This window comes from Streptomyces sp. NPDC085931 (assembly GCF_044540565.1).
GTDB lineage: Bacteria > Actinomycetota > Actinomycetes > Streptomycetales > Streptomycetaceae > Streptomyces.
The window spans coordinates 60422-86588 of the sequence record NZ_JBITSK010000004.1 but is presented as its reverse complement, the minus strand read 5'-3'; the positions used below and the strand labels follow the sequence as shown (position 1 = coordinate 86588).

15 protein-coding genes and 1 tRNA gene are annotated in these 26167 nt (G+C 73.4%); 14 read left to right on the top strand and 2 right to left on the bottom strand.

What is annotated here, in order from left to right; genetic code table 11:
- The first annotated feature begins 204 nt into the window (after window positions 1-204).
- Window positions 205-561 (top strand): Rv3654c family TadE-like protein, encoded by a 357-nt coding sequence (locus ACIGAN_RS09125; protein ID WP_399856351.1) that lies wholly within the window; start codon window positions 205-207, stop codon window positions 559-561.
- On the opposite strand, the gene ACIGAN_RS09120 is transcribed toward ACIGAN_RS09125, so the two are convergent.
- Window positions 479-3214, bottom strand: coding sequence for a DEAD/DEAH box helicase (locus tag ACIGAN_RS09120; RefSeq protein WP_399856349.1), 2736 nt, complete (start codon window positions 3212-3214; stop codon window positions 479-481). The genes ACIGAN_RS09125 and ACIGAN_RS09120 overlap by 83 nt on opposite strands.
- A 79-nt stretch (window positions 3215-3293) precedes the next feature.
- On the opposite strand from ACIGAN_RS09120, the gene bldG reads away from it, so the two are divergent.
- The 13 genes from bldG to ACIGAN_RS09055 all read left to right on the top strand — a co-directional run bounded on the left by bldG (window position 3294) and on the right by ACIGAN_RS09055 (window position 24457).
- Complete coding sequence (gene bldG / locus ACIGAN_RS09115; RefSeq protein ID WP_003991900.1) at window positions 3294-3635, top strand: anti-sigma factor antagonist BldG; 342 nt, start codon at window positions 3294-3296, stop codon at window positions 3633-3635.
- A 133-nt stretch (window positions 3636-3768) separates the two neighbouring features.
- Window positions 3769-4197, top strand: a complete 429-nt coding sequence (locus tag ACIGAN_RS09110) for an ATP-binding protein (RefSeq protein ID WP_399856348.1) — start codon at window positions 3769-3771, stop codon at window positions 4195-4197.
- A gap of 274 nt (window positions 4198-4471) precedes the next feature.
- Window positions 4472-6877, top strand: coding sequence for a sodium-translocating pyrophosphatase (locus ACIGAN_RS09105; RefSeq protein ID WP_399856346.1), 2406 nt, complete (start codon window positions 4472-4474; stop codon window positions 6875-6877).
- A gap of 193 nt (window positions 6878-7070) precedes the next feature.
- Window positions 7071-7661: a small secreted protein gene (locus tag ACIGAN_RS09100; RefSeq protein WP_399856344.1), complete on the top strand. Its 591-nt coding sequence runs from the start codon at window positions 7071-7073 to the stop codon at window positions 7659-7661.
- Between the two features lie 231 nt (window positions 7662-7892).
- Complete coding sequence (locus tag ACIGAN_RS09095) at window positions 7893-9431, top strand: DUF7059 domain-containing protein (RefSeq protein WP_399856342.1); 1539 nt, start codon at window positions 7893-7895, stop codon at window positions 9429-9431.
- 267 nt (window positions 9432-9698) lie between these two features.
- Window positions 9699-9896 (top strand): hypothetical protein, encoded by a 198-nt coding sequence (locus ACIGAN_RS09090; RefSeq protein WP_365743332.1) that lies wholly within the window; start codon window positions 9699-9701, stop codon window positions 9894-9896.
- 258 nt (window positions 9897-10154) lie between these two features.
- Window positions 10155-12992: a type I DNA topoisomerase gene (gene topA, locus ACIGAN_RS09085; RefSeq protein ID WP_399856340.1), complete on the top strand. Its 2838-nt coding sequence runs from the start codon at window positions 10155-10157 to the stop codon at window positions 12990-12992.
- A 153-nt stretch (window positions 12993-13145) separates the two neighbouring features.
- Window positions 13146-16523 carry a dTMP kinase gene (tmk, locus tag ACIGAN_RS09080; protein ID WP_399856338.1) on the top strand — a complete coding sequence of 1126 codons (3378 nt, stop codon included), beginning with the start codon at window positions 13146-13148 and terminating at the stop codon, window positions 16521-16523.
- 358 nt (window positions 16524-16881) lie between these two features.
- Window positions 16882-18087: a DNA polymerase III subunit delta' gene (locus ACIGAN_RS09075; RefSeq protein ID WP_399856336.1), complete on the top strand. Its 1206-nt coding sequence runs from the start codon at window positions 16882-16884 to the stop codon at window positions 18085-18087.
- Between the two features lie 117 nt (window positions 18088-18204).
- Entirely contained in the window at window positions 18205-19884 is a 1680-nt protein-coding gene (locus tag ACIGAN_RS09070) for an alpha/beta hydrolase (protein ID WP_399856334.1), read from the top strand.
- Between the two features lie 108 nt (window positions 19885-19992).
- Window positions 19993-20069 (top strand) — tRNA-Thr (locus ACIGAN_RS09065).
- 361 nt (window positions 20070-20430) lie between these two features.
- Window positions 20431-21324 carry a glycosyltransferase family 2 protein gene (locus ACIGAN_RS09060; protein WP_399856332.1) on the top strand — a complete coding sequence of 298 codons (894 nt, stop codon included), beginning with the start codon at window positions 20431-20433 and terminating at the stop codon, window positions 21322-21324.
- Window positions 21325-21844: 520 nt separating this feature from the next.
- Complete coding sequence (locus ACIGAN_RS09055; RefSeq protein WP_399856330.1) at window positions 21845-24457, top strand: BTAD domain-containing putative transcriptional regulator; 2613 nt, start codon at window positions 21845-21847, stop codon at window positions 24455-24457.
- A 17-nt stretch (window positions 24458-24474) separates the two neighbouring features.
- On the opposite strand, the gene ACIGAN_RS09050 is transcribed toward ACIGAN_RS09055, so the two are convergent.
- Entirely contained in the window at window positions 24475-26154 is a 1680-nt protein-coding gene (locus ACIGAN_RS09050; RefSeq protein WP_399856328.1) for a bifunctional 3'-5' exonuclease/DNA polymerase, read from the bottom strand.
- Between the last annotated feature and the right edge of the window lie 13 nt (window positions 26155-26167).

Below are 26167 nucleotides of genomic sequence, written 5' to 3'. Positions count from 1 at the left end.
GCGGTGCGGTCGTGATCGCAGCGATCCCAGCGATCCCAGTGATCGCAGTGATCGTCGCCATCGCCGGGGAGAGGGGGTGGGCACGTGAAGAAGTGTCCGGACCGGGAGGGGCGGTGGGGTGAGGAACGCGGCGACCTCCGAGGAGAGGGCCGTGGGCGGGCTGAGCGCTCGTCGCGAGGCTTCACGGATCGGGGGTCCGCCACGGTGTGGAGCGTGGGGGCGATCGCCGTCCTGTGTGTGGTGTTCGGTGTCGTCCTCGCGCTGGGGCAGGCCGTCGTGGTCCGGCACCGGGCGGCGGGCGGAGCGGACCTCGCGGCGCTGGCGGCGGCGGACCACTGGGCCGACGGCCCGACGGCCGCCTGCGCCCGGGCCAGCCGGGTGGCCCGGGCCCAGGGCGTACGCCTGGTGCGGTGCGAGGTCGCCGGGGAGATCTCGGACGTGACGGCCGCCTCGGGGCGGGGGCCGTTCACGGCGCGGGTCAGGGCGAGGGCGGGCCCTCCGGCTCCCCACCCGGACCTCCCGGCGAGGGGTCCCGCCCCCCGGACGGACGCCCCGCCGTGACGTCCGGTGGATGCTCCGCCGTGACGTCCGGCGAATGCTCCGGCCCGGCCTCTGGTGGATGCTTCGGTCCGCCGTCCGGCGGATCGCCCCGACCCGCCCTCGACTCATCCCGCGTATGACCCGGCCGGGTTTCCGGCGGGGTACCCGTCTCCACCACGGGCTCCCCCGTCGGCCGGGTCGCCGGCTCCTCGGTCGGTTGCTTCCCCTCCGGTGCTCCCTCCAGCAGCACCGTGAGCAGACGCACCGCCCCCCTCTTGTGCAGCGGGTCGTTGCTGTTGCCGCACTTGGGGGACTGGATGCAGGACGGGCAGCCGGCGTCGCACTCGCAGGAGGCGATGGCCTGGCGGGTCGCGGTCAGCCAGGTGCGGGCGGTGTGGAAGGCGCGCTCCGCGAAGCCCGCGCCACCCGGATGGCCGTCGTAGACGAAGACCGTGGGCAGGAGCGTGTCGGGGTGGAGCGGGACCGACACGCCGCCGATGTCCCAGCGGTCGCAGGTCGCGAAGAGGGGCAGCATCCCGATCGACGCGTGCTCGGCGGCGTGCAGGGAGCCGCCGAGGATCTCCGGGTTGATCCGCGCCCGGTCCAGCTGGTCCTCGGTGACGGTCCACCACACGGCCCGGGTGCGCAGCGTACGGGGAGGGAGGTCGAGCTTCGTCTCGCCCAGGACCTCACCGGTCATGAGCCGGCGGCGCAGGAAGGAGACGACCTGGTTGGTGACCTCGACGGACCCGTAGCACAGGCGGCCGTCGCCCCAGGGGATCTCGACGTCGGTCTCCAGGACCGAGATGGACGTGGTGTCGCGGGCGACGGTGGAGTAGGGCGGGGAGGCCTCTTCGACGAGGGCGACGGAGTCGTCGAGGTCCAGCGACCGCACGAGGTAGGTGCGGCCCTGGTGGAGGTGGACCGCCCCCTCGTGCACCGTCGAGTGCGCGGCGCCCGCGTCGACCGTGCCGAGCAGCCGGCCCGTGCCGGACTCGACGACCTGGACCGGGCGTCCGCCCTCGCCGCGGATGTCGGTCAGGTCGGCGGCGCGCTCGCGGCGGGTCCAGTGCCAGGCCCTGGTGCGGCGGCGCAGCAGCTTCGCGGCCTCCAGCTGCGGCAGCAGGCCCTCACTGGCCGGGCCGAACAGGTCGAGGTCCTCGTCGGTCAGGGGCAGCTCGGCGGCGGCCGCGCACAGGTGCGGGGCCAGGACGTAGGGGTTGTCCGGGTCGAGGACCGTCGATTCGACGGGCTGGTCGAAGAGGGCCTCGGGGTGGTGGACGAGGAAGGTGTCCAGGGGGTCGTCCCGGGCGACCAGGACGGCCAGGGCGCCCTGCCCGGACCGCCCGGCCCGGCCGGCCTGCTGCCACAGGGAGGCGCGTGTGCCCGGGTAGCCGGCGATGACGACGGCGTCGAGGCCGGAGATGTCGATGCCGAGTTCGAGGGCGTTCGTCGCGGCGAGGCCCAGCAGTTCACCCGAATGGAGGGCGCGTTCGAGAGCGCGGCGTTCCTCCGGGAGATAGCCGCCCCGGTACGCCGCGACACGCCGGGCCAGCGACCGGTCGACCTCGGCCAGCCGCTCCTGGGAGATGACGGAGATCAGCTCGGCGCCGCGCCGGGACCGGACGAAGGCGACCGAGCGCACGCCCTGCACGGTGAGGTCGGTCAGCAGGTCGGCCGCCTCGGCGGTGGCGGTCCGGCGGACGGGGGCGCCCTTCTCGCCCTGCAGTTCCGTCAGCGGCGGTTCCCAGAGCGCGAACACCAGTTCACCGCGCGGGGAGGCGTCGTCGGCGATCTCCACGACCGGCAGGCCGGTGAGGCGGCGGGCGGCCACCGCGGGCTCCGCGGCGGTCGCGGAGGCCAGCAGGAACACGGGCGAGGCGCCGTAGCGGGCGCACAGGCGGCGCAGGCGGCGCAGCACCTGTGCGACGTGGGAGCCGAAGACGCCGCGGTAGGTGTGGCACTCGTCGATGACGACGTACCGCAGCGACTTCAGGAAGGAGGACCAGCGGGGGTGGGACGGCAGGATGCCCCGGTGCAGCATGTCCGGGTTGGTCAGCACGTAGTTCGCGTACTGGCGGATCCATTCGCGTTCCTCGAACGGAGTGTCGCCGTCGTACACGGCGGGGCGCACCGAATGGCCCAAAGGATGTGAAAGTTCCTTCACGGAGCGGCACTGGTCCGCCGCGAGGGCCTTGGTGGGCGCCAGGTAGAGGGTGGTCGCGCCGCGGCCGTTCGGGGCCTCGGCTCCCTCCAGCAGGGCGGACAGGACGGGCACGAGGTAGGCCAGCGACTTGCCGGAGGCGGTGCCGGTGGCGACGACGACCGAGTCGCCGTCCAGGGCGTGCTCGGCCGCGAGGGCCTGGTGGGCCCAGGGGTGTTCGATTCCGGCGGCCTGTACGGCGGAGATGACCTCCGCGCGGATCCGGTCCGGCCAGACGGCATGCCGACCCGCACGCGGGGGCAAGTGCTCCGTATGAGTAATGCGCGAAGCCCTGCCCGGACCGGACGCGAGCCGGTCCAGGACCGCGCCCGGCGCGGGCCGGGAGGCGGGGTCCGTCGGGGTCCGATCGGATCGGTGATTCTTGGCCATCGGCACCGAGTGTGTCACTGGCGTGACGGACAATGGAGCCAAGGCGTCGTGCACGCCTGCCGGTAAGTGATTGAATGCCATCGCGGCTGGCGAAGCGTCCAAGGGCTGAAGCCGAGATGCCCGAAGGGCGACCGCTCGATAGCAAGGTGCTGGAGGATCCGTGGACCTGTCCCTGTCGACCGAGACCATGGGCGATCGCACGATCGTCAGGGTCGGTGGCGAAATCGACGTATATACCGCGCCCAAGCTGCGCGAGCAGTTGGTCGAGCTGGTGAACGACGGCAGTTTCCACCTTGTCGTCGACATGGAGGGCGTGGACTTCCTCGACTCCACCGGGCTCGGCGTACTGGTCGGCGGCCTGAAGCGTGTACGAGCCCATGAGGGCTCCTTGCGCCTGGTCTGCAACCAGGAGCGCATTCTGAAGATCTTCCGCATCACCGGCCTCACCAAGGTGTTCCCGATTCACACCTCGGTCGAGGAAGCGGTTGCGGCCACCGACTGAGACCGGACCCGGGCCCCGTGCCCGGGCCGGCCGCAGTGCGGCACGAGTTCGGCAGATGTGAAGACCGAGGGGGCCCGGGCTTTCGGCGGCCCGGAGCCCCTCGACAGCACGCCCGTAGTTGCGAGGGGGATGCATGGCCACCGTTGAGCTCCGCTTCAGCGCGCTGCCCGAGCATGTCAGGACCGCCCGGCTGGTGGCGGCGGCGGTGGCGCGCAGGGCCGGAGTCGACGAGGCCGTCCTCGACGAGGTCAGGCTCGCTGTCGGCGAGGCCTGCAGCCGGGCCGTCGGGCTGCATCAGACCGGCGGGATCTCGGCACCGGTGAAGGTGCTGCTGATCGAGGAGGAGAAGCAGTTCTCCATCGAGGTCGGCGACGAAGCCCCGCACGCCGTGCCCGGCGGCCGGTCCGGCGCGGGCGACCCCGACGCGGAAGCCGAGGAGGACGAGATGGGCCTCGCGGTCATCAGCGGCCTCGTCGACGACGTGGAGGTCAGCGCGGGGGAACGCGGCGGATCGATCAAGATGACGTGGCCGACCACACCTCCGCCGACGATTCTGGTCTGATCCGGCCACCGCGCACACGTTCTCACCCGAAGGGCCCCACCCGTGGGGCCCTTCGTCATGTGCGGGTGTCAGTGCTCGCCTTTACAGTAGTTCCTGTGCCGTTCATCGCGTGAATTACTTCACGATCATTCGCGTGCTCCACGGTCGCGTCAGAATGCTTTCAGGGCATTACTTCATCAGGCCAATTCCGTTTATCGCGCTCTGTTTTGATCAGGTTCCGGTACCTACAATCCCGTCCACATCTTGAGCTCAGCCCAAGCGTCAAGGAGGACGAATGGCGGGGCTTTCTCTCTCACAACAGTCGGGTCATCCCACCGACCTCGCAGCCGCCGTACTGACCGATGGCAACCGCGTCCTCGTCGTGGTCATCGCGGTCGTGGCACTGGCGGCACTGGCGGTCGCGGGCGTCCTGGTGCGCCAGGTCCTCGCGGCCGGTGAGGGCACCGACAGCATGAAGAAGATCGCGGCAGCGGTCCAGGAAGGCGCCAACGCCTATCTGGCACGCCAGCTGCGCACGCTCGGCGTATTCGCCGTGGTCGTGTTCTTCCTGCTCATGCTGCTGCCCGCGGACGACTGGAATCAGCGGGCCGGACGATCGGTGTTCTTCCTGATCGGAGCGGCGTTCTCAGCGGCCACCGGCTATATCGGCATGTGGCTCGCCGTACGCAGCAATGTGCGGGTCGCCGCTGCGGCCCGTGAGGCCACTCCGGCGGCGGGCGAGCCGGAAAAGGATCTGACCGCCGTCTCGCACAAAGCGATGAAGATCGCATTTCGCACGGGCGGTGTGGTCGGCATGTTCACGGTGGGCCTCGGCCTGCTGGGCGCGGCCTGCGTGGTGCTGGTGTACGCGGCCGACGCGCCGAAGGTGCTGGAGGGCTTCGGTCTGGGTGCCGCGCTGATCGCGATGTTCATGCGGGTCGGCGGCGGCATCTTCACCAAGGCCGCCGACGTCGGCGCCGACCTGGTCGGCAAGGTCGAGCAGGGCATTCCGGAGGACGATCCGCGCAATGCCGCGACCATCGCCGACAACGTGGGCGACAACGTCGGCGACTGCGCGGGCATGGCGGCCGACCTCTTCGAGTCGTACGCCGTGACGCTGGTGGCCGCGCTGATCCTCGGCTCGGCGGCCTTCGGCGACGCGGGGCTCGGCTTCCCGCTGCTGGTGCCGGCCATCGGTGTGGTCACGGCGATGATCGGCATCTTCGCGGTGGCGCCGAGGCGCGCCGACCGCAGCGGCATGAGCGCCATCAACCGCGGGTTCTTCATCTCCGCGGTGATCTCGCTCGTGCTGGTGGCGGTGGCCGTCTTCGTCTACCTGCCGGGGAAGTACTCGGAGCTGGACGGCGTCACCGACGCGGCGATCCAGGGCAAGGACGGCGACCCGCGGATCGTCGCGCTCGTCGCGGTGGCCATCGGCATCGTGCTGGCCGCCCTGATCCAGCAGTTGACCGGCTACTTCACGGAGACGACCCGCCGGCCCGTCCGGGACATCGGCAAGACCTCGCTCACCGGCCCGGCCACCGTCATCCTGGCCGGTATCTCCGTCGGGCTCGAATCGGCCGTCTACACCGCCCTGTTGATCGGACTGGGCGTGTACGGGGCGTTCCTGCTCGGCGGTACGTCGATCATGCTGGCGCTGTTCGCGGTGGCGCTGGCGGGCACCGGTCTGCTCACCACGGTCGGTGTGATCGTCGCGATGGACACCTTCGGGCCGGTCTCCGACAACGCGCAGGGCATCGCGGAGATGTCCGGCGACGTCGAGGGCGCGGGCGCGCAGGTGCTCACCAACCTGGACGCGGTCGGCAACACCACCAAGGCGATCACCAAGGGCATCGCGATCGCCACGGCCGTGCTCGCGGCGGCGGCGCTGTTCGGGTCGTACCGCGACGCGATCTTCACCGGCGCGCGGGACGTGGGCGAGAAGCTCAGCGGCGAGGGTGCGCCCATGTCCCTGATGATGGACATCTCGCAGCCCAACAACCTGGTGGGTCTCGTCGCCGGCGCGGCAGTCGTCTTCCTCTTCTCCGGTCTGGCGATCAACGCCGTGTCGCGGTCGGCGGGTTCGGTCGTCTTCGAGGTGCGGCGGCAGTTCCGTGAGAAGCCCGGAATCATGGACTACAGCGAGAAACCGGAGTACGGCAAGGTCGTCGACATCTGTACGAAGGACGCGCTGCGGGAGCTCGCCACCCCGGGTCTGCTGGCCGTGATGGCGCCCATCTTCATCGGGTTCACGCTCGGCGTCGGGCCGCTGGGCGCGTTCCTGGCGGGCGCGATCGGCGCGGGCACGCTCATGGCGGTGTTCCTGGCCAACTCCGGTGGCGCCTGGGACAACGCCAAGAAGCTCGTCGAGGACGGCCACCACGGCGGCAAGGGCAGTGAGGCGCACGCGGCGACCGTGATCGGCGACACCGTCGGCGACCCCTTCAAGGACACCGCCGGTCCGGCGATCAACCCGCTGCTGAAGGTGATGAACCTGGTCTCGCTGCTCATCGCGCCCGCGGTGATCAAGTTCTCGTACGGCCCGGACAAGAGCGTGGGGATGCGGATCCTGATCGCGGTCCTCGCGCTCCTGGTGATCACCGGGGCGGTGTACGTGTCAAAGCGGCGCGGAATCGCCATGGGTGACGAAGGCAACGCCGATCCGAAGCCCAATTCGGCCGATCCGGCGGTGGTTTCGTAGGGAGGATCGAGGAGCCCCAGCTCAAGGTGCGGGCGGGCGGTGCGCGTTGGCGCGTCGCCCGCCCGCTCCGTCTGCGTGGACGATCACGCGTGAGCCTTCTCTCTCTTGGTGCAAAAGGTTACAAAAAGGTCTTAATAGGCGTTCGACGTGCGGTTGCCGTGCATCTGGCGTGTAAGTTCCGGGGCCGAGAGCCATGGAAGGGACCAAACCGGTGAACAAGAAGCTCGCGGCCGCACTGTCCGGCGGTGCGGTACTGGTACTGGCGCTGTCCGGCTGCGGCGGCGACGACGGCAACGACAAGCTGGACTCCTGGGCCAAGCAGGTCTGCGACGCCGTGCAGCCGCAGGCGAAGAAGATCGAGTCGGCCAATGCCGCGATCCAGAAGGAGACCTCCGACAACAGCACGCCGGAGGAGGTCCAGAAGACCGACGCGCAGGCCTTCCAGGACATGTCCGACGCCTACAAGGCGATCGGCGGCGCGGTGGACAAGGCCGGGGCGCCGGACGTCGAGAACGGTGAGAAGAAGCAGCAGGACGCGGTCAAGGAACTCAACTCGATCTCCGCGTCCTACGCCTCCCTGAAGAAGCAGGTCGACGGCCTCGACACCAAGGACCAGGGCAAGTTCGCCGACGGCCTCAAGGACATCGCCACCGAGCTCGACAAGCTGAGCAAGAGCGGCAACGACGCCCTGCGCAACCTGGAGGAGGGCGAGGTCGGCCAGGCGATGGCCCGCCAGTCGAGCTGCAAGGCGGCCACGGCCTCGGCGGACGCGACCCAGAGCTGAGCCGCGGAGCGGCCGGAGGAGCTCCGGCCGCTCACACGGTGAACGGGCGACGGGCCCCGGCCGCGCCCCCGGGCCCCGGCCGCGCCCCCGGGCCCCGGCCGCGCCCCCGGGTCTCGGCACCGCCTCGGCACCGCCCCCGGCCCTCCTCCCGTCGGCGGGGGCAGGCCGGCAATTCCGGCTCCGGTGCGAACAGGGGCGCGGGCGCGTGCGGGAGCGCTCCCGGCCGCCACAATGGAGGGCGTGAGTAACGCCAGCCAGTCACCCCTGCCCCCGCTCCCCGCCTCCGACCGACCCGACGTCGCCGCCCGGCTGCGGGACGCCCTGCTCGGGGCCTCCTTCACCGCCGACGGACTGCTCGAACTGCTCGGCGCCCCCGCGTACGCGGCGCTCGCCCGGAGCGAGACCGTGCCCGCGCTCCGGGCCACCCGCGGGGACACGCCGCTGGAGCTGCTGGTCCGGCTGTTCCTGCTGCAGCAGCCCGTGCCGCACGCGCGCGTGGCGGACGTCCTGCCCGTCGAGGCGTGCCTGGAGAGCGGCTGGCTCACCCGCACCGGCGCGGACGAGATCTCCGCCACGGTGGACGTCCGGCCCTACGGCGGGCCCGGCGGCGAGGACTGGTTCATCGTGTCGGACCTGGGCTGCGCGGTCGGCGGCGCCGGCGGGATCGGCCGGCGGGACGAGGGCGTCGTCCTGGGAGTCGGCGGCGCCTCCACGACCCTCGCCGGCATCACCGTCCGTACGCCCGTCGCCGCCGCGCTCGACCTCGGCACCGGTTCCGGCATCCAGGCCCTGCACGCGGCCCGGCACGCCACCCGCGTGACCGCGACCGACCTCAACCCGCGCGCGCTGCACATCACCGCCCTGACGCTGGCCCTGTCCGGCGCACCGGCCGCCGATCTGCGCGAGGGCTCCCTCCTCGAGCCGGTGCGCGCCGACGAGACGTTCGACCTGATCGTCTCCAACCCGCCGTTCGTGATCTCGCCCGGCGCCCGGCTCACCTACCGCGACGGCGGGATGGGCGGGGACGATCTGTGCCGCACGCTCGTTCAGGAGGCGGGGGAGCGGCTGAACGAGGGCGGGTTCGCGCAGTTCCTCGCCAACTGGCAGCACGTGGAAGGGGAGGACTGGCAGGACAGGCTCAGGTCATGGGTGCCCCGCGGCTGTGACGCGTGGATCGTGCAGCGCGAGGTGCAGGACGTCAATCAGTACGCCGAGCTGTGGCTGCGGGACGCGGGCGATCACCGCGAGGACGTGGCGGAGTACCAGGCGCGGTACGACGCGTGGCTCGACGAGTTCGAGGCGCGCAAGGTGAAGGCCGTCGGCTTCGGCTGGATCACGCTGCGCAGGACGGGCGCCGCCGTGCCGTCGCTCACGGTGGAGGAGTGGCCGCATCCGGTCGAGCAGCCGCTCGGGGACACCATCCGCGACCACTTCGACCGGCTCGACCACCTGCGCGAGCGCGACGACGCCGCGCTGCTGGAGGGGCACTTCCGGCTGGCCGCCGAGGTCGTGCAGGAGCAGGTCGGGCTGCCGGGGGCCGAGGACCCCGAGCACGTCGTGCTGCGCCAGAACCGCGGCATGCGCCGGGCGACCCGGGTGGACACGGTCGGCGCGGGCTTCGCGGGTGTGTGCGACGGCACAATGAGCGCGGGCCGCATCCTCGACGCCATCGCGCAGCTGATCGGCGAGGACCCGGTCCTGCTGCGCGACCGCACCCCGGCGCAGATCCGGCTCCTGGTGGAACAGGGGTTCCTGGTGCCGGTGCGCTGAGCGGGACAGTCCGGGATCCGGCCGGGATCCGTCCGGGATCCGTCCGGGAGAGAACCGGCCCGCCGCCCCCCTTCGTCGTGAGGGCCGGCCAATAATTTCGAGTCGATTTGGACACCTCGCCCGGAACACGTCGGGAAGAGCCGGACGCCCCCGCTCCGCGGCCGTGTCGTCCTGGCGTTCACCTCGGGTTCGCCTCGGGGCCGCCGGCGCGTGTCAGCCTCCCGTGGCTGGGACCGATCGGACCGGGGAAAAGGGGCGCGGCGAGCCATGGAGAGCGAACCGGCGATCTTCGCGGGAACGGTGTTCTCCCTGTTCGGAGGGGGACTGCTGGCATGGACCGTGACACGCGTGCGCCGGCACCGGCCGGTCGCCGAGGGGGTGAGCCCGCTCGCGTCGGCGACCGTCGCGAGCGTCGTCGCGGTGCTCGCCCTGGCGGTCGGAACGTGGTGTTTCACCCGCCTGTGAGACCCGCTCCGGCGAGGCGCCGGCGGGTGACCGGGGGATCGCGCTCCGCACAGGGCCGGGCCGGGCCCGGGCCGGCGGCCGGGCAGTCCGGGCGGCAGGAACGGTGGTAGTCGGGTTACCGTTCGAGTGGCCGTTGCGGGCTTTTCCCGTTTGACACGGGGGCGGGATGTACCGTCACACTCCGCAGCGTCAGCACGTACCCAGCCCCGGTGAGCGACTCCGGGGAGGCCCCAGCGTCGACCGGAGAGAAGAGCGAAGTTGTCCCCGACCAGCGAGACCGCGAAGGGCGGCCGCCGACTCGTCATCGTCGAGTCGCCTGCCAAGGCGAAGACGATCAAGGGCTATCTCGGGCCCGGATACACCGTCGAGGCGAGCGTCGGGCACATCCGCGACCTTCCCAACGGCGCCGCCGAGGTGCCGGAGAAGTACACCGGCGAGGTCCGCCGCCTCGGTGTGGACGTCGAACACGACTTCCAGCCGATCTACGTGGTCAACGCCGACAAGAAGGCGCAGGTCAAGAAGCTCAAGGACTTGCTGAAGGAGTCGGACGAGCTCTTCCTCGCCACCGATGAGGACCGCGAGGGCGAGGCCATCGCCTGGCACCTCCAGGAGGTGCTCAAGCCCAAGGTCCCGGTCAAGCGGATGGTCTTCCACGAGATCACCAAGGCCGCGATCCAGGCCGCCGTGGCCAACCCGCGCCAGCTCAACCAGAAGCTCGTCGACGCCCAGGAGACCCGCCGCATCCTCGACCGCCTCTACGGCTACGAGGTCTCGCCGGTCCTGTGGAAGAAGGTCATGCCGCGGCTGTCCGCGGGCCGTGTCCAGTCGGTCGCCACGCGTCTGGTCGTCGAGCGGGAACGCGAGCGCATCGCCTTTCGTTCGGCTGAGTACTGGGACCTGACGGGCACCTTCGCGACCGGCCGCGCCGGAGACCCGTCGGACCCGTCGTCGCTGGTCGCGCGCCTGCAGACCGTCGACGGCAGGCGGGTCGCGCAGGGCCGCGACTTCGACTCCCTGGGACAACTGAAGAGCGCGAACACCCTCCACCTCGACGAGGCGAACGCCCGCGCCCTGGCCGCCGCCCTGGAGCAGACGCGGTTCGCCGTCCGCTCGGTCGAGTCCAAGCCCTACCGCCGCTCGCCGTACGCCCCGTTCCGTACGACGACGCTGCAGCAGGAGGCGAGCCGCAAGCTCGGCTTCGGCGCGAAGGCCACCATGCAGGTCGCGCAGAAGCTGTATGAGAACGGCTACATCACCTACATGCGTACGGACTCCACGACGCTGAGCGACACGGCGGTCGCCGCCGCCCGCGCCCAGGTCACGCAGCTGTACGGCGCCGACTACCTGCCGCCGCAGCCGAGGACGTACGCCGGGAAGGTCAAGAACGCGCAGGAGGCGCACGAGGCGATCCGCCCCTCGGGCGATCGCTTCCGCACTCCCGCCGAGACCGGACTGACCGGTGACCAGTTCAAGCTCTACGAGCTGATCTGGAAGCGGACCGTCGCCTCCCAGATGAAGGACGCGACCGGCAACAGCGTCACGGTCAAGATCGGCGGCACCGCCGCCGACGGCCGGGACGTCGAGTTCAGCGCGTCCGGCAAGACGATCACCTTCCACGGCTTCCTCAAGGCCTACGTCGAAGGCGCCGACGACCCGAACGCCGAGCTGGACGACCGCGAGCGCCGGCTGCCCCAGGTCTCCGAGGGCGACCCCCTGAGCGCCGAGGAGATCACGGTCGACGGGCACGCCACCAAGCCCCCGGCCCGCTACACCGAGGCCTCCCTGGTCAAGGAGCTGGAAGAGCGCGAGATCGGCCGCCCGTCGACGTACGCGTCGATCATCGGCACGATCCTGGACCGCGGCTACGTGTTCAAGAAGGGCACGGCCCTGGTGCCGTCCTTCCTGTCCTTCGCCGTCGTCAACCTCCTGGAGAAGCACTTCGGGCGGCTCGTCGACTACGACTTCACCGCCAAGATGGAGGACGACCTCGACCGCATCGCACGCGGCGAGGCCCAGTCCGTGCCGTGGCTGAAGCGGTTCTACTTCGGCGAGGGCACGGTCACCGGCGCCGCCGCCGACGCGGGCAACGGCGACGGGGACCACCTCGGCGGCCTCAAGGAACTGGTCACCGACCTGGGCGCGATCGACGCCCGCGAGGTGTCCTCGTTCCCGGTGGGCAACGACATCGTGCTGCGCGTCGGACGCTACGGCCCCTACATCGAGCGCGGCGAGAAGGACACCGAGCAGCACCAGCGCGCCGACATCCCGGACGACCTCGCCCCGGACGAGCTGTCCGTGGAGCTGGCCGAGGAGCTGCTGGCCAAGCCCAGCGGCGACTTCGAGCTGGGCACCGACCCGGCCACCGGCCACACCATCGTCGCCAAGGACGGCCGCTACGGCCCCTACGTCACGGAGATCCTCCCCGAGGGCACCCCGAAGACGGGCAAGAACGCGGTCAAGCCGCGCACGGCGTCCCTGTTCAAGTCGATGTCCCTGGACACGGTCACCCTGGACGACGCCCTGAAGCTGATGTCGCTGCCGCGCGTCGTCGGCACGGACGCCGAGGGCCAGGAGATCACCGCGCAGAACGGCCGCTACGGCCCGTACCTGAAGAAGGGGACGGACTCGCGCTCGCTCCAGTCGGAGGACCAGCTGTTCACGATCACGCTGGAGGAGGCGCTGGCGATCTACGCCCAGCCCAAGCAGCGTGGCCGGGCCGCGGCCAAGCCGCCGCTGAAGGAGCTGGGCACCGACCCGGTCAGCGAGAAGCCGGTCGTCGTCAAGGACGGCCGCTTCGGCCCGTACGTCACCGACGGGGAGACCAACGCGACCCTGCGCTCCGGCGACAGCGTCGAGACGATCACCCCGGAGCGCGGCTTCGAGCTGCTCGCCGAGAAGCGCGCCAAGGGACCGGCGAAGAAGACCGCCAAGAAGGCCCCCGCGAAGAAGGCTCCGGCCAAGAAGGCGACGACGGCGAAGAAGACCACGACGGCCAAGAAGACCGCGGCGAAGAAGACCACGACCGCGAAGAAGGCCACGACGGCGAAGAAGACGGCAGCCAGGACGGCGACCGCCGCGAAGCCGGCGGAGGACTGAGGCCGTTCGCCTCCCGGACCGGCCCCGCGGCCGAGGTCCGGATCTTCGCCCAGGGTTCGGAAAGCGAACGCCCCGGCAACACTTCGGTGTCGGGGCGTGCGCATGCCAGACCGGGCATGCCAGGGTGTCGGTGGCTCCCGATAGGCTGAACGCATGACGCGAGCCGAGCATCCAACGGCCCCTCAGCCGGCCCCCGACGACGCCCTGGTCGCGGACTCCCGCGAGCGCGCCGTCCGCGCCCTGCTGCGCCGCCCGCAGCTGAAGCGGTTGTGGAGCGCGCAGCTCGTGGGCGGTGTGGGGGACACCCTCGCCCTTCTCGTGCTGGTCCTCCTCGCCCTCCAGGCGGCTGTCGCCGAGGGCTCCTTCGGGGGCGGCTACCGGGGCGCGGCGTTCGCAGTGGCGACCGTTTTCGGGGTGCGCATCCTCGCGACGCTGCTGTTCGGCGCCGTGCTCCTCGGCCCGCTCACCGCGCTCACCTCGCAGGACGGCCCGCTCGACCGCCGCTGGACCATGGTCGGCGCGGACGGGCTGCGCGCCGCGCTGCTCATCGTCGCGCCGCTGTGGATCGACTGGACGCCCGAGGAGGCGCCGGCCGTCCTCCTCGTCACGGCCTTCGTGACGGGGGTCGCCGAGCGGTTCTGGACGGTGTGCCGGGAGAGCGCGGCCCCCGCGCTGCTGCCCGCCCCGCCCCCCGAGGGGGCGACCGTCCGGCCGCTGCCCGACCACATGGACGCCCTGCGCCGGCTGTCGCTGCGCACCGGTTTCGTGGCGATCCCGCTCGCGGCCGTCGTGCTCGTCGCCGCGGCCCTCCTCAACAACCTGCTGGGCGCCGGCATCGACTGGTTCGCCCAGCACCAGGCGGCTCTCGCCTCCTATGTCGCGGCCGGCCTGTTCGCCGCCTCCCTGTCCGTGCTGACCTTCCTGGAGCTGCCCGGCACACGCACCCCGCGCGCCCGGTCCCCGCTCGAGGGCCTGCGCCGCCCGAAGACCGGCACCGGCACCGACAAGGGCCGCACGGGCGCGACCCCGCTGCTGGTCCTGGCCTGCGCGGCCGTCGCCGCCGCGGTGTCCGCCGCCGTCGCCGCGGCCGTACTGCACGCCAGGGACCTCGGCGGCGGCCCGGTGCTGTACGGGCTGTTCGTGGGTGCGCTGACCGGCGGTGTCGTGGCCGGCATCCGTACGGCGCCCGCCCTGCTGCCCGCCCTGTCGCGCCGCCGGATGCTCGCGCTGGCGATCGCCTTCACCGGTGTCGCGCTGCTGGCCGCCGGACTCGTCCCGGACGTCACGACGGTGCTGCTGATCCTCGCCCTGTCCGGCGTCGGCGCGGGCATGGCCGCCAACATCGGGCACACCCTGCTCGACCAGGAGACCGAGGAGTACCGGCGCCCCCGCACGACGGAGCACCTGCACGCGGTCGTGCGCGTGAGCGTGGCGCTCGCCGCGGTGATCGCCCCGCTGGTGGCGGCGGGCATCGGGCCGCACCGGCTGGAGAGCGGCAAGTTCGTCTTCGCGCACGGCGGTGCCGCCTTCACCCTGATGCTGGCCGGCGCGCTGCTCCTGCCGGTCGCGGTGCTGGTGCTCGCCAAGGTCGACGACCGTTCCGGGGTGCCGCTGCGGCAGGACCTGAAGGACGCGCTGCTCGGCGGCGACGACCCGGAGCAGGCCCCCGCCGCGACCGGGTTCTTCATCGCCCTGGAGGGCGGAGACGGCGCAGGCAAGTCCACGCAGGCCGAGGCGCTCGCCGAGTGGATCCGCGCCAAGGGCCACGAGGTCGTGCTCACGCGCGAGCCGGGGGCGACGCCGGTCGGCAAGCGGCTGCGGTCGATCCTGCTGGACGTGTCCAGCGCGGGCCTGTCGCACCGCGCGGAGGCGCTGCTGTACGCGGCCGACCGGGCCGAGCACATCGACACCGTCGTACGGCCCGCCCTGGAGCGCGGCGCGGTCGTCATCTCCGACCGCTACATCGACTCCTCGGTGGCCTACCAGGGAGCGGGCCGTGACCTGTCGCCGACCGAGATCGCCCGGATCAACCGCTGGGCGACGAACGGACTGGTGCCGCATCTGACCGTGCTGCTGGACGTCGCGCCGGAGACCGCGCGCGAGCGGTTCACGGAGGCGCCCGACCGGCTGGAGTCGGAGCCCGCCGAGTTCCACGCGCGCGTGCGCGCCGGTTTCCTCACCCTGGCCGCCGCCGACGCCGGGCGGTACCTGGTGGTGGACGCCGCGCAGGAGCCCGAGGCCGTCACGACCGTCATCCGGCACCGGCTCGACCAGGTGCTGCCGCTGTCCGAGGCCGAGATCCAGGCCCGGGAGGAGGCGCGCAGGAAGGCCGAGGATGAGGCCCGCCGCAAGGCCGAGGAAGAGGCCGCCCGCAAGGCCGAGGAGGAGCGCCTGGAGCGCGAGCGCCAGGAGCAACTGGCCAAGCTGCGCGCCGAGGAGGAGGAGCGCAAGCGCCGCGAGCTGGAGGAGGCGCAGCGGCGCGAGGCCGAACGGCAGGCGGAGGAGGCCCGGCGCCGGGCCGAGGAAGCGCGCAGGAAGGCCGAGGAGGAGCGGGCACGGCTCCTCGCGGAGGAGAAGGCCCGCGCCGAGGAGGAGGCCCGCCGCAGGGCCGAGGAGGAGCGGCGCCGCAAGCAGGCCGAGGAGGAGGCCCGGCTGCGTGCCGAGGCCGAGGCGCTCCGCCTGGAGAAGCAGCGCAAGGCCGAGGAGGCCCTGCTGCGCGCCGAGGAAGCGCGCCGGCTCGCGGAGGCGGCGGCCGCCGCGGCCGAGGCCGGGCCGAAGATCTCCATGGCCAAGAGCCCCGAGCCGGAGCGCCCCTCGGGTCCGGCGGCGGGACGGGACGCGGCGACCGTGCCGACGCCCGTGGTGACGCCGGGCGGTTCGGCGGACGACACGACCGTGCTGCGCCCGGTGCGGGACGAGGAGCGGGGCCGGGGCCGGAACCCCGGCGAGTCCGACGCCGAGGTGACGGCGGAGCTGCCGATCCCGCCGGTCGCGGCGGGGGCCGGGGCCGGGGCGGAGACGGAGGTGCTGCCGCCGGTGTCCCCTCGTGCCGCTGACGGGACCCGCGAGCCCCGGACACCCTCGCGGACTCCCTCCCCGGCGCCCTCCGGAGCGTCGGACGAGACGGCGGTGCTGCCGCCGGTCCGGCCGGGGGAGGCCGAGGAGACGGCGGTGCTGCCGCCCGTCCGGCCCGGTGAGGGCGAGGAGACGGCCGTACTGCCGCCCGTCCCGCCCGGCGACGGGGAGGAGACGGCCGTGCTGCCCCCCGTGCGGGGGGACGGACCGGCGGACCGGGTGCCGCCCGGCTACTTCCGGGACGACGCCCCGGCCGCCCGCCCCGACGGCACGGAGAACCGTACGCGGGAGATGCCCCAGGTCGACGCCGAGGGGACACCGCGCCGCCGGTCCGACTGGGCCGAGGAGACACCGCTGGACGACCTGCCGTCGCTGGCGGACGAACTGCTCGGACCGCACGACGACGAGCCGGGCGAGGGCCGGGGACGCCGGGGCCGGGGCGGCCGGGGCCGCTGACGCCTCCGGCGGTCCGGCCGAATCCATGACCGGGGCCGGGGCCGACCTGCCGGGAGCCGGTCCAGGCACGGAGCTTCGGGCCGGTCCGCCCCGCTCCCGACGGCCGGACCGGTCCGCCCCGCTCCCGGTGGGCAGGCGGCCCCGCTCCCGGTGGGCGCGTGATCCAGGCCCTCAAGGGACGTAGGGACCCGGCAACCGGCACCGCCCCCGCAGCACAGGCGAAGGCCCAGGCACGGCACGGGCTTAGGCACGGCACGGGCACCCGCAGCGGCCCCGCGGCACGGGCGTCGAGCGCTGTCAGTGGTCACCCCCACAATGGAGGTCACAACGCAGACGTGACGGAAGGGCGGCGTGACCCATGACCGTGTGGGACGACCTCGTCGGGCAGGAGAGGGTGAGCGAGCAGCTGGCCGCCGCCGCCCGGGACGCCGACGCCCTGGTCACCGCGGCCGCCGCCGACGCCCCGCCGCCCGAGGCGTCGAAGATGACGCACGCGTGGCTGTTCACGGGCCCGCCCGGGGCCGGGCGCAACCAGGCGGCGCGGGCGTTCGCGGCGGCCCTGCAGTGCGTCAGCCCCGACCGCGCGCTCGGCGGAGCCCCGGGCTGCGGCTTCTGCGACGGCTGTCACACGGCTCTGATCGGCACGCACGCCGACGTCACCACCGTCGCCGCCGTCGGCACGCAGATCCTCGCCGACGACATGCGCGACACGGTCCGCAAGTCGTTCACCTCCCCGGCGAACGGCCGCTGGCAGATCATCCTCGTCGAGGACGCCGAGCGGCTGAACGAGAAGTCGGCCAACGCCGTCCTCAAGGCCGTGGAGGAGCCCGCCCCGCGGACGGTCTGGCTGCTGTGCGCCCCCTCCATCGAGGACGTCCTGCCGACCATCCGCTCCCGCTGCCGCCACCTGAACCTGAGCACGCCGTCGGTCGACGCCGTCGCCGACATGCTGGTGCGCCGCGAGGGCATCGAACCGGCCGTCGCCGCCGCGGTGGCCCGCGCGACGCAGGGTCACGTCGACCGGGCCCGCCGCCTCGCCACCGATCCGGCCGCGCGGGAACGCCGCGCCGCCGTGCTGCGGCTGCCGCTGCGCGTGGACGATATCGGCGGCGCGCTCAAGGCCGCCCAGGAGCTCGTGGACGCGGCCGCCGAGGACGCCAAGCAGCTGGCGGAGGAGGTCGACGGCAAGGAGACCGAGGAGCTGAAGGCCGCCCTCGGCGCGGCCCAGGGCGGCCGTATGCCGCGGGGCACGGCGGGCGTGATGAAGGACCTGGAGGACAAGCAGAAGCGCCGCAGGACGCGCACGCAGCGGGACAGCCTCGACCTCGCCCTGACCGATCTGACCGCCTTCTACCGCGACGTCCTCGCCCTCCAGCTCGGCTCCCGCGTGGCCATCGCCAACGCGGACGCGGAGGAGGCACTGGAGCGGCTCGCGCGCGGCAGCACTCCGGAGGCCACGCTCCGCCGCATCGAGGCGATCTCCGCCTGCCGCGACGCCCTCGACCGCAACGTGGCGCCGCTGCTGGCGGTGGAGGCGATGACGATGGCACTCAGAGCGGGCTGAGAGCCGGCTGAGAGGGCGGGCCAGGAGAGGCCGGGCAGCGGGTTGACGCGGTAACTCGTACGGGGCACGACCCGCACGCAGGGCACTCATCCCGTCGCGCAGAGTTACGCTCGCTGGATGGACACCAGGCGTACTCCACGCACCGCCTCCGCTCCCGCCCCGGGCGGCGAGACTTCCCCCGGCCGCGCCGCGTCCCGCTCCCGCGGCGCCCACCGCAGGGTCCGCAGCGGAGCCAGAACGGCGGCCGGCCTCCTCGCCACGGCCGCGCTGCTCGTCTCCGCCTGCTCCTCCGGGAGCCCGACGACGTCCACCGCCGAGGCGGCCCAGGACGGCGCACAGGAGGCGGCCCTGGTGGCGCTGCCGCGGTCCACGCCCGCGGCGCTGTCGCCGTACTACGCGCAGAAGCCGGCCTGGCGCGGCTGCGGCGTGCCCGGTTTCCAGTGCGCCACGATCAAGGCGCCGCTCGACTACGCGAAGCCCTCCGCCGGTGACGTCCGGCTCGCCGTCACCCGCAAGAAGGCCACGGGACCGGGCGAGCGGCTGGGCTCGCTGCTGGTGAACCCGGGCGGGCCGGGCGGCTCGGCGATCGGCTACGTGCAGGCGTACGCCGGCATCGGCTACCCGGCGGAGGTCCGCGCCCGCTACGACATGGTGGCGGTCGACCCGCGCGGCGTGGCCCGCAGCGAGCCCGTCGAGTGCCTGGACGGGCCGGCCATGGACACGTACACCCGGACGGACACCACGCCCGACGACGTGCGGGAGACGGACGGGCTGGTCAAGGCCTACCAAACGTTCGCGGAGGGCTGCGGCGCGGACGCGCCCCGGCTGCTGCGGCACGTGTCCACGGCGGAGACGGCCCGCGACATGGACATCGTGCGGGCGGCGCTCGGCGACGAGAAGCTGAACTTCGTCGGAGCCTCCTACGGCACGTTCCTCGGAGCGACGTACGCCGGGCTGTTCCCGAACCGGACGGGCCGGCTGGTGCTGGACGGCGCCATGGACCCGTCGCTGCCCGCGCGGCGCCTGAACCTCGAACAGACGGCGGGCTTCGAGACGGCGTTCCGCTCGTTCGCGCGGGACTGCGTACGGCAGGCCGGCTGCCCGCTCGGCGCCAAGGGCGCCTCGCCCGAGCAGGTCGGCGAGAACCTCAAGGCGTTCTTCGAGAAGCTGGACGCGCGGCCGGTGCCCACCGGTGACGCCGACGGCCGCCGGCTCACCGAGTCCCTCGCCACGACCGGCGTGATCGCGGCCATGTACGACGAGGGGTCCTGGGAGCAGCTGCGCGAGGCGCTGACGTCCGCGATGAAGGAGAACGACGGGTCCGGGCTGCTGGTCCTGTCCGACAGCTACTACGAGCGGGACGCCGACGGCCGCTACAGCAACCTGATGTTCGCCAACGCGGCCGTGAACTGCCTGGACCTGCCGCCGTCCTTCGCCACCCCCGACGAGGTGCGGGCGGCGCTGCCCGAGTTCGAGAAGGCGTCCCCGGTCTTCGGCGAGGGGCTGGCCTGGGCCGCGCTGAACTGCGCGTACTGGCCCGTTCACGCCACCGGTGAGCCGCACCGCATCGAGGCCAAGGGCGCGGCGCCGATCGTCGTGGTCGGCACCACGCGCGACCCGGCCACCCCCTACCGCTGGGCCCAGGCCCTGGCCGGCCAGCTCTCGTCGGCCCGCCTGCTCACCTACGACGGCGACGGTCACACGGCGTACGGCCGCGGCAGCTCCTGCGTCGACCGCACGATCAACGCCTACCTGGTCCGCGGCACCCCGCCGCAGGACGGGAAGCGCTGCTCGTAGCGGGTGCGCCCGGCCCCGGAGGGACCGCCTCCGGGGCTGGTGCGGAGCACCCCCGGAAACTGTGTAGACTTACCGTCGTTGCTGATCGCACCATAGTGCGGACGGCGCGCCGCCTTAGCTCAGATGGCCAGAGCAACGCACTCGTAATGCGTAGGTCTCGGGTTCGAATCCCGAAGGCGGCTCCACTGAAACCCCAGGTCGGATGGACTCCGACCTGGGGTTTCGCCGTTCGGTGTCCGGGGTTGAGCTCCGGCTGGTCGTCACCGCCGCCGCTTCGCCGCGAGCCCGAGTTCCGCAGAATCTCTCGCTGAGGTGGTCCGTCTCATCTTCCCAGGTGGGGGAGGGGCCGTCCGCTCTCTGCCCGGTCGCGGTGTCCGGGTCGATGCCGTGGGCGCAGGCGTTCGGTGCGGACTTCAGATCGCGTGGCGGCGGCTGCCGGACGGTGCGGGCGAATCGCCGTCCGGCAGCCGTACGGAGGGGGTCTGCGCCGTGAACGGCTAGCATCGCCCGTCGATCGTCAGTTGCCGACCGGGACGAGGTGAGGACATGGGGGCACCCAGGATCGCCGTCGCCGTGGTGACCATGGGCAACCGGCCCGCCGAGGTGGACGCCCTGCTGGAGTCCGTCGCCAAGCAGGACGTGCCGCCCGAGCGGATCGTGATCGTGGGCAACGGCTGCCCGCTGCCGGAGTTCGCCCGGCGGCTGTCGCTGCCCGGCGAGGTCACCACGGTCGAACTCGACGAGAACCTGGGCTGTCCCGGCGGGCGCAACGCCGCGCTCGCCCGGCTGCGGGAGTTCGGCGACATCGACGTCGTGGTCGACCTGGACGACGACGGCCTGCTCGTCGACGCCGATGTGCTGCGCCGGGTGCGGGACCTGTACGCCGCCGACGACCGGCTGGGCATCGTGGGCTTCCGCATCGCCGACGAGCAGGGCGGGACGCAACAGCGGCACGTGCCCCGGATCGGCAACGCGGACCCGCTGCGGGGCGGCTACGTCACCGGGTTCCTCGGCGGCGGGCACGCGCTGCGGACGGCGATGCTCGACGAGATCGGTGACTGGCCCGCCGAGTTCTTCTTCGCGCACGAGGAGACCGACCTCGCCTGGCGTGCGGCCGACGCGGGGTGGCGCATCCTCTACGCCCCCGAACTGGTCCTGCGGCACCCCCGGACCTCGCCCGCCCGGCACGCCATCTACTACCGCGTCAACGCCCGCAACCGGGTCTGGCTGGTCCGCCGCCGGCTGCCCCTCGCGCTCGTCCCGGTCCACCTCGGCGTGTGGGTGCTGCTCACCCTCGCCCGCATCCGGTCGCGCGCCGGACTGCGGGCCTGGTTCGGCGGATTCGCGGAAGGCCTACGGGAGCCGGCGGGGGAGCGGCGGCCGATGCGCTGGCGCACGGTGTGGCGGCTGACGCGGCTGGGGCGGCCGCCGGTCGTCTGAACCGGCTCTACGGAAGAAGCTCTAGGGAAGAAGAGGGGCCCCGGCCGTTCACCTCCGCCGACCGGGACCCGGACCCGGCCGCGGCGGCGACACTCCCCCGAGTTGCGCGTCCAGACGCGCGCGCCGCCGGGCCAGATCCGATGTAGTGATCACATCAGGCTTTGCCAACCGATCGCTAACATGTGGCCAACGGTTCGCCGTCCCGCCGTCCGTCGATTGGCGAGAAGTCGCCGAACCAGGAGCGAGGACGGCCGGAGCGCGGCTGATTCCGGTGGGGCACGTACGGACCAAGGTGGCGAAAAAACACCGTCCAGGGAGCGGAAACTCGTCACGGGGCGATCCCGTCGGGGACGGTGCGCGGAAAGACGGGGGCGGGATGCGGGCGGCTGCGGCGTCCGGTCCGGGCAGCGAGGGTGCCCGGACGGGCGGGAAGGGTGCCCGGGCGGGCAGGGGGGATGCCCGGGCGGGCGACGAGAGCCGGGCACGGCGTGCGCTGCGCTTCGGGCTGCTGGGGCCGCCCGTGCTCTACCAGGACGTCCCGGGCGGCACCGGAGACGGCGTCGCGTCCGGGGCCACCCGGGCCGTCGGGATCGGCAGCCCCAAGTCCCGCGCCCTGCTGGCCGCGTTGCTGCTCGACGCGGGGCGGGTCGTCTCCGTCGAGTCGCTCAAGGACGCGTTGTGGGGGGAGGCGCCGCCCGTCTCCGCGCAGGCCTCGCTGCACAACCACGTGGCCCGGGTACGGCGGCTGCTCGACGACCCCGGACGGTTGCTGACGACGCCCTCCGGTTACCTGCTGCGGGTCGACGAGGGGGAGTTGGACGTCCATGTGTTCGACGCCCAGGTTGCCGCGGCCCGTGCCGCGCACGCTCGCCGCGACGGGGACGGCGTGCTGCGCGCATGTGCCGCCGCGCTCGGACTGTGGCGGGGCGCACCGCTCGCCGGGCTGCCGCCCGAGGTGGGCGGCTACGGCTTCGCCCAGCGGCTGCGCGAAACCCGGCTGCTGCTCCTGGAGTGGCGCTACGACGCCGAGTTGGCCCTGGGCGGGCCGCGGCTGCACGGCCTGGTGCCGGAACTGGCGGCGCTGACGGGCGAGTATCCGCTGCGCGAGGTGTTCCACCGCCAGCTGATGCTCGCGCTGCACCGGACCGGCCGCCGGGCGGAGTCCCTGGCCGTCCACCGCGACCTGCGCACCCGCCTCGTCGACCAACTCGGCGTCGAGCCGGGACCGGGCGTACGGGCGGCCCATGTGGAGGTGCTGAGGGAGACCGCCGGGAACGGAGCCCGGAGGCGGCCGACCGGGTCCAACGCGGCGGAGCGGGGGGAGCGCGGGCCCGTCGCGCCGGGGGTGCAGGCGGTTGGGGTCGGCGGGCCGGGGGCGCAGCCGGGTGGGATCGTCGCGCCGGGGGTGCAGCCGGGTGGGATCGTCGCGCCGGGGGTGCAGCCGGGTGGGATCGTCGCGCCGGGGGTGCAGGCGGCTGGGGTCCGCGGGCCCGGGGTGCAGCCGGGTGGGATCGTCGCGCCGGGGGTGCAGGCGGCTGGGGTCGGCGGGCCGGGGGTGGAGGAGGACGAGCGTGTAGCGGGCCAGTACGGGACTGGCGTGGAGGGGCGCGTGCCTGCCGCGCCCGGGGCGCTGCGGGAGCCCGCGCCCGATGCGCCCCAGCCTGGGGAGTACCGGCCCGATGCAGCCACCGCCTGGTCGCCGCCACCCGCCCAACTGCCCCCGCCCTCGGCCCACTTCATCGGACGCGCCCCCGAGCGCGAAGCCCTGCGCCGGCTCCTCACGGGCCCGGGTCCCCGCCCGACCGCAGTGATCAGCGGCATGCCGGGCATCGGCAAGAGCGCCCTCGCCCTGCGGCTCGCACATGATCTGGCGGAACGTTTCTCCGATGGTCAGCTCCACCTCGACCTGCGCGGTGCCACCCCCGGCGCGACCCCCCTCCCTCCCGGTCGGGCGCTGACCGCCCTGCTGCGCGACCTCGGCGTCGACCCCTGCCGTATCCCGGAATCACCCGACGCCGCCTCGGCGTTGCTGCGGTCCCTGCTCGCCCGCACCCGCACGCTGCTCGTGCTGGACGGTGCCGTGAGCGCCGCGCAGGTGCGGCCGCTGCTGCCGGGCGGTGCCGGCTGCGCGGTGATCGTCACCAGCTGGTTCCCGCTCACCGCGCTCGACGGGGCGGCCCGCTTCCCGCTCGCCCCGCTGTCGCACGAGGAGAGCATCGACCTCCTGCGCGCCGCCTCGGGCCGTGCCGGCCTGGACGGTGCGGAGGCCGCCCGTCTCCTGGTCGAGCGCACCGGCCGTCTGCCCCTGGCCCTGCGGGTCGTCGCCGCGCGGCTCGCCGCCCGGCGGGCCCTCACCCCGGAGGCTCTCGCCGCCGAACTGAGCCGCGGCGACAGCAGGTTGCGGCACCTGGAGTACGACGACCTGAGCGTCCGCCGCTCGCTGGCCGGCGCGTACGACGCCCTGGCCGCCTCCCCGCACGAGACCGACCGGGACGCGGCCCTGGCCCTCCGCCGGATCGGCGCGCTCGACCTCCCCGACTACGGCGCCCCACTGCTGGCCCGCCTCACCGGCACCGGCGTGCTCCGCACCGAGGCCGCGCTGGGCCGTCTCGTCGAGGCGGCCCTGCTGGAGGAGACCGCGTACGGCCGGTACGCGCCGCACCCGCTCGTCCGTGACCTGGCCCGGGATCTGGCCCGAGATATGGCTCGGGATCCGGCCCGGGATCCGGCCCGGGATCCGGCTCGGGATCCGGCCTCGGGGCAGGGCCCTGTCCCCGACCCCGTCGATGCCGCCCTGCGTTGGTACGCCGCCGAGGCCGAGCGCGTTGCCGCCGCCATCGGCGACGGGAGTGCCGGCCCCGCCCCCGATCCCGGCGCGGCCCACCGCTGCCGCCCCGCTGTTCCCGCCTCCCCCGTCACCTCCCCTGCCTCCCCCGACGACGCTTTCGCCTGGGCGGATGTGGAGCTGGCGAACGTCATCGAACTGGTGCGGCGGCACGTCGGCGACCCGTGCGACGAGCGCGCGATTCTCGTCTCCACCCTGGCCCGGCTGCTGCTGCCCTGTGCGCGTGGCCGCGGCCGGACCACCGAGGCCGGGCTGCTCGAACGAGCCGCGCGTCCCGCAGGGCGCTGATCACCCGCCGTGGACGGTCACTTGGCGTCGGCGTAGCACCGCACCACCGCCGTCGTGAACGGAAACCGCACCGGCGTCGGTCCGAAGGTGAGCCGTCCGGCCAGGTCCGCCGCCTCGCGGATCGCCGCGACGACCGTCTCGGTCTCCTCCTCGGGGCAGTGCACGATCACCTCGTCGTGCTGGAAGAACACCAGCTCGGCGGCGAGGTCCGCGCACGTCCTGCGCAGCGCGGCGAGCATCAGCAGGGCCCAGTCGGCCGCGCTGCCCTGGACGACGAAGTTGCGGGCGAAGCGCCCGCGGGCGCGGGTGTTGGTGGAGGCGTAGCCCGGCACCCACTGCTGCGGGTCGTCCTCGGAGAGCGGGATGCCCGCCTCCTCCGCGCCCTCGTCGGCCGCCCGGGCCGCCGGGGGACAGGTGCGGCCCAGCCAGGTCCGCACCAGCCGGCCCTCCTCACCGGCCCGCGCCGCCTCGTCGACGTAGGCGACCGCCAGGGGGAAGCGGCGGCGCAGCGCGGCGAGGTTCTTCAGGCCGTCGCCGGAGGTCTGCCCGTACACCGCGCCGAGCACGGCGATCTTCGCCTGGTCGCGGTCGCCGGAGAAGGCGCGGTCGGAGACGGACTGGTACAGGTCGCTCTCCCGGCCGGCGACCTCCATCAGCCCGGGGTCGCGGGAGATCGCGGCGAGGACGCGCGGCTCCATCTGGTCGGCGTCGGCGACGACGAGCCGCCAGCCGGGGTCTGCGACCACCGCGCGCCGGATCACCTTGGGGATCTGCAACCCGCCCCCGCCGTTGGTGACCCAGCGCCCGGTCACCGTCCCGCCCGCGAGGAACTCGGGTCTGAACCGGCCGTCGCGCACCCAGTCCTGGAGCCACGACCAGCCGTGGGCGACCCAGATGCGGTACAGCTTCTTGTACTCCACCAGCGGTTTCACGGCCGGGTGGTCGACGGACTCGATCTCCCAGCGGCGGGTCGAGGAGATCTTGATGCCGGCCTGGGCGAAGGCCTTGATCACGTCGGCCGGCAGATCGGGGCGGACGCGGCGGCCGAACGCGGCGGACACCTCGTCGGCCAGCTCGGCCAGGCGGCGGGGCTCGCCACCGCCCGCGTACCGCTCGCCGAGCAGGTCGTGCAGCACCGCGCGGTGCACCTCGGCGCTCCAGGGCAGCCCGGCCCGGTTCATCTCCGCGGCCACCAGCATGCCCGCCGACTCGGCGGCGGTCAGCAGCCGCATGCGGTCGGGGTGCTCGGCCCGCTCGTGCCGCCGCTGCTGCTCGGCGTAGACCGCGAGGAGGTCCGGCAGGGGGAGCCGGACGCCCTGCGGTTCGAACAGGGAGGACTGGGAGCCGGGTTCCGCGGAGCGCAGCGGCGGATCGGGCGGTACGGGGCCGCCGCGCAGCCGGGCCAGGGCGGCCGCGGCCGAGCGCGGTTCCCCGTACCGCCCCTCGTGGCCGAGGAGGAGCGTTTCGGCGGCCTCGATGTCGTAGCACCGCTCGACTCGCGCCCCCGCGGTGAGCAGGCGCGGATAGATCTCTGCGGTGGAACGCCACACCCACCGCGCGACGCCGGGGCGGCTGCGGACGGCTTCGGCGGGGTCCGCCTCCCGCCGCACCGGACCGGCGGGCAGCCCGTCGGGGCCGAGGGGGGCGACGTCCACGCCACCGTCCTCGGCCGGGGCGAGCGCCCACCGGTCGGCCATGACGCGAGTGTGC

Excerpts from the sequence above, each read along its gene's own strand:
- ACIGAN_RS09090 (WP_365743332.1), top strand. The coding sequence starts at position 9,699 with ATGGAGAGCGAACCGGCGATCTTCGCGGGAACGGTGTTCTCCCTGTTC.
- ACIGAN_RS09100 (WP_399856344.1), top strand. The coding sequence starts at position 7,071 with ATGGAAGGGACCAAACCGGTGAACAAGAAGCTCGCGGCCGCACTGTCC.
- tmk (WP_399856338.1), top strand. The coding sequence starts at position 13,146 with ATGACGCGAGCCGAGCATCCAACGGCCCCTCAGCCGGCCCCCGACGAC.
- ACIGAN_RS09095 (WP_399856342.1), top strand. The coding sequence starts at position 7,893 with ATGGAGGGCGTGAGTAACGCCAGCCAGTCACCCCTGCCCCCGCTCCCC.
- ACIGAN_RS09120 (WP_399856349.1), bottom strand. The coding sequence starts at position 3,214 with ATGGCATTCAATCACTTACCGGCAGGCGTGCACGACGCCTTGGCTCCA.
- ACIGAN_RS09050 (WP_399856328.1), bottom strand. The coding sequence starts at position 26,154 with ATGGCCGACCGGTGGGCGCTCGCCCCGGCCGAGGACGGTGGCGTGGAC.
- ACIGAN_RS09105 (WP_399856346.1), top strand. The coding sequence starts at position 4,472 with ATGGCGGGGCTTTCTCTCTCACAACAGTCGGGTCATCCCACCGACCTC.
- ACIGAN_RS09075 (WP_399856336.1), top strand. The coding sequence starts at position 16,882 with ATGACCGTGTGGGACGACCTCGTCGGGCAGGAGAGGGTGAGCGAGCAG.
- ACIGAN_RS09060 (WP_399856332.1), top strand. The coding sequence starts at position 20,431 with ATGGGGGCACCCAGGATCGCCGTCGCCGTGGTGACCATGGGCAACCGG.
- ACIGAN_RS09070 (WP_399856334.1), top strand. The coding sequence starts at position 18,205 with ATGGACACCAGGCGTACTCCACGCACCGCCTCCGCTCCCGCCCCGGGC.
- ACIGAN_RS09110 (WP_399856348.1), top strand. The coding sequence starts at position 3,769 with ATGGCCACCGTTGAGCTCCGCTTCAGCGCGCTGCCCGAGCATGTCAGG.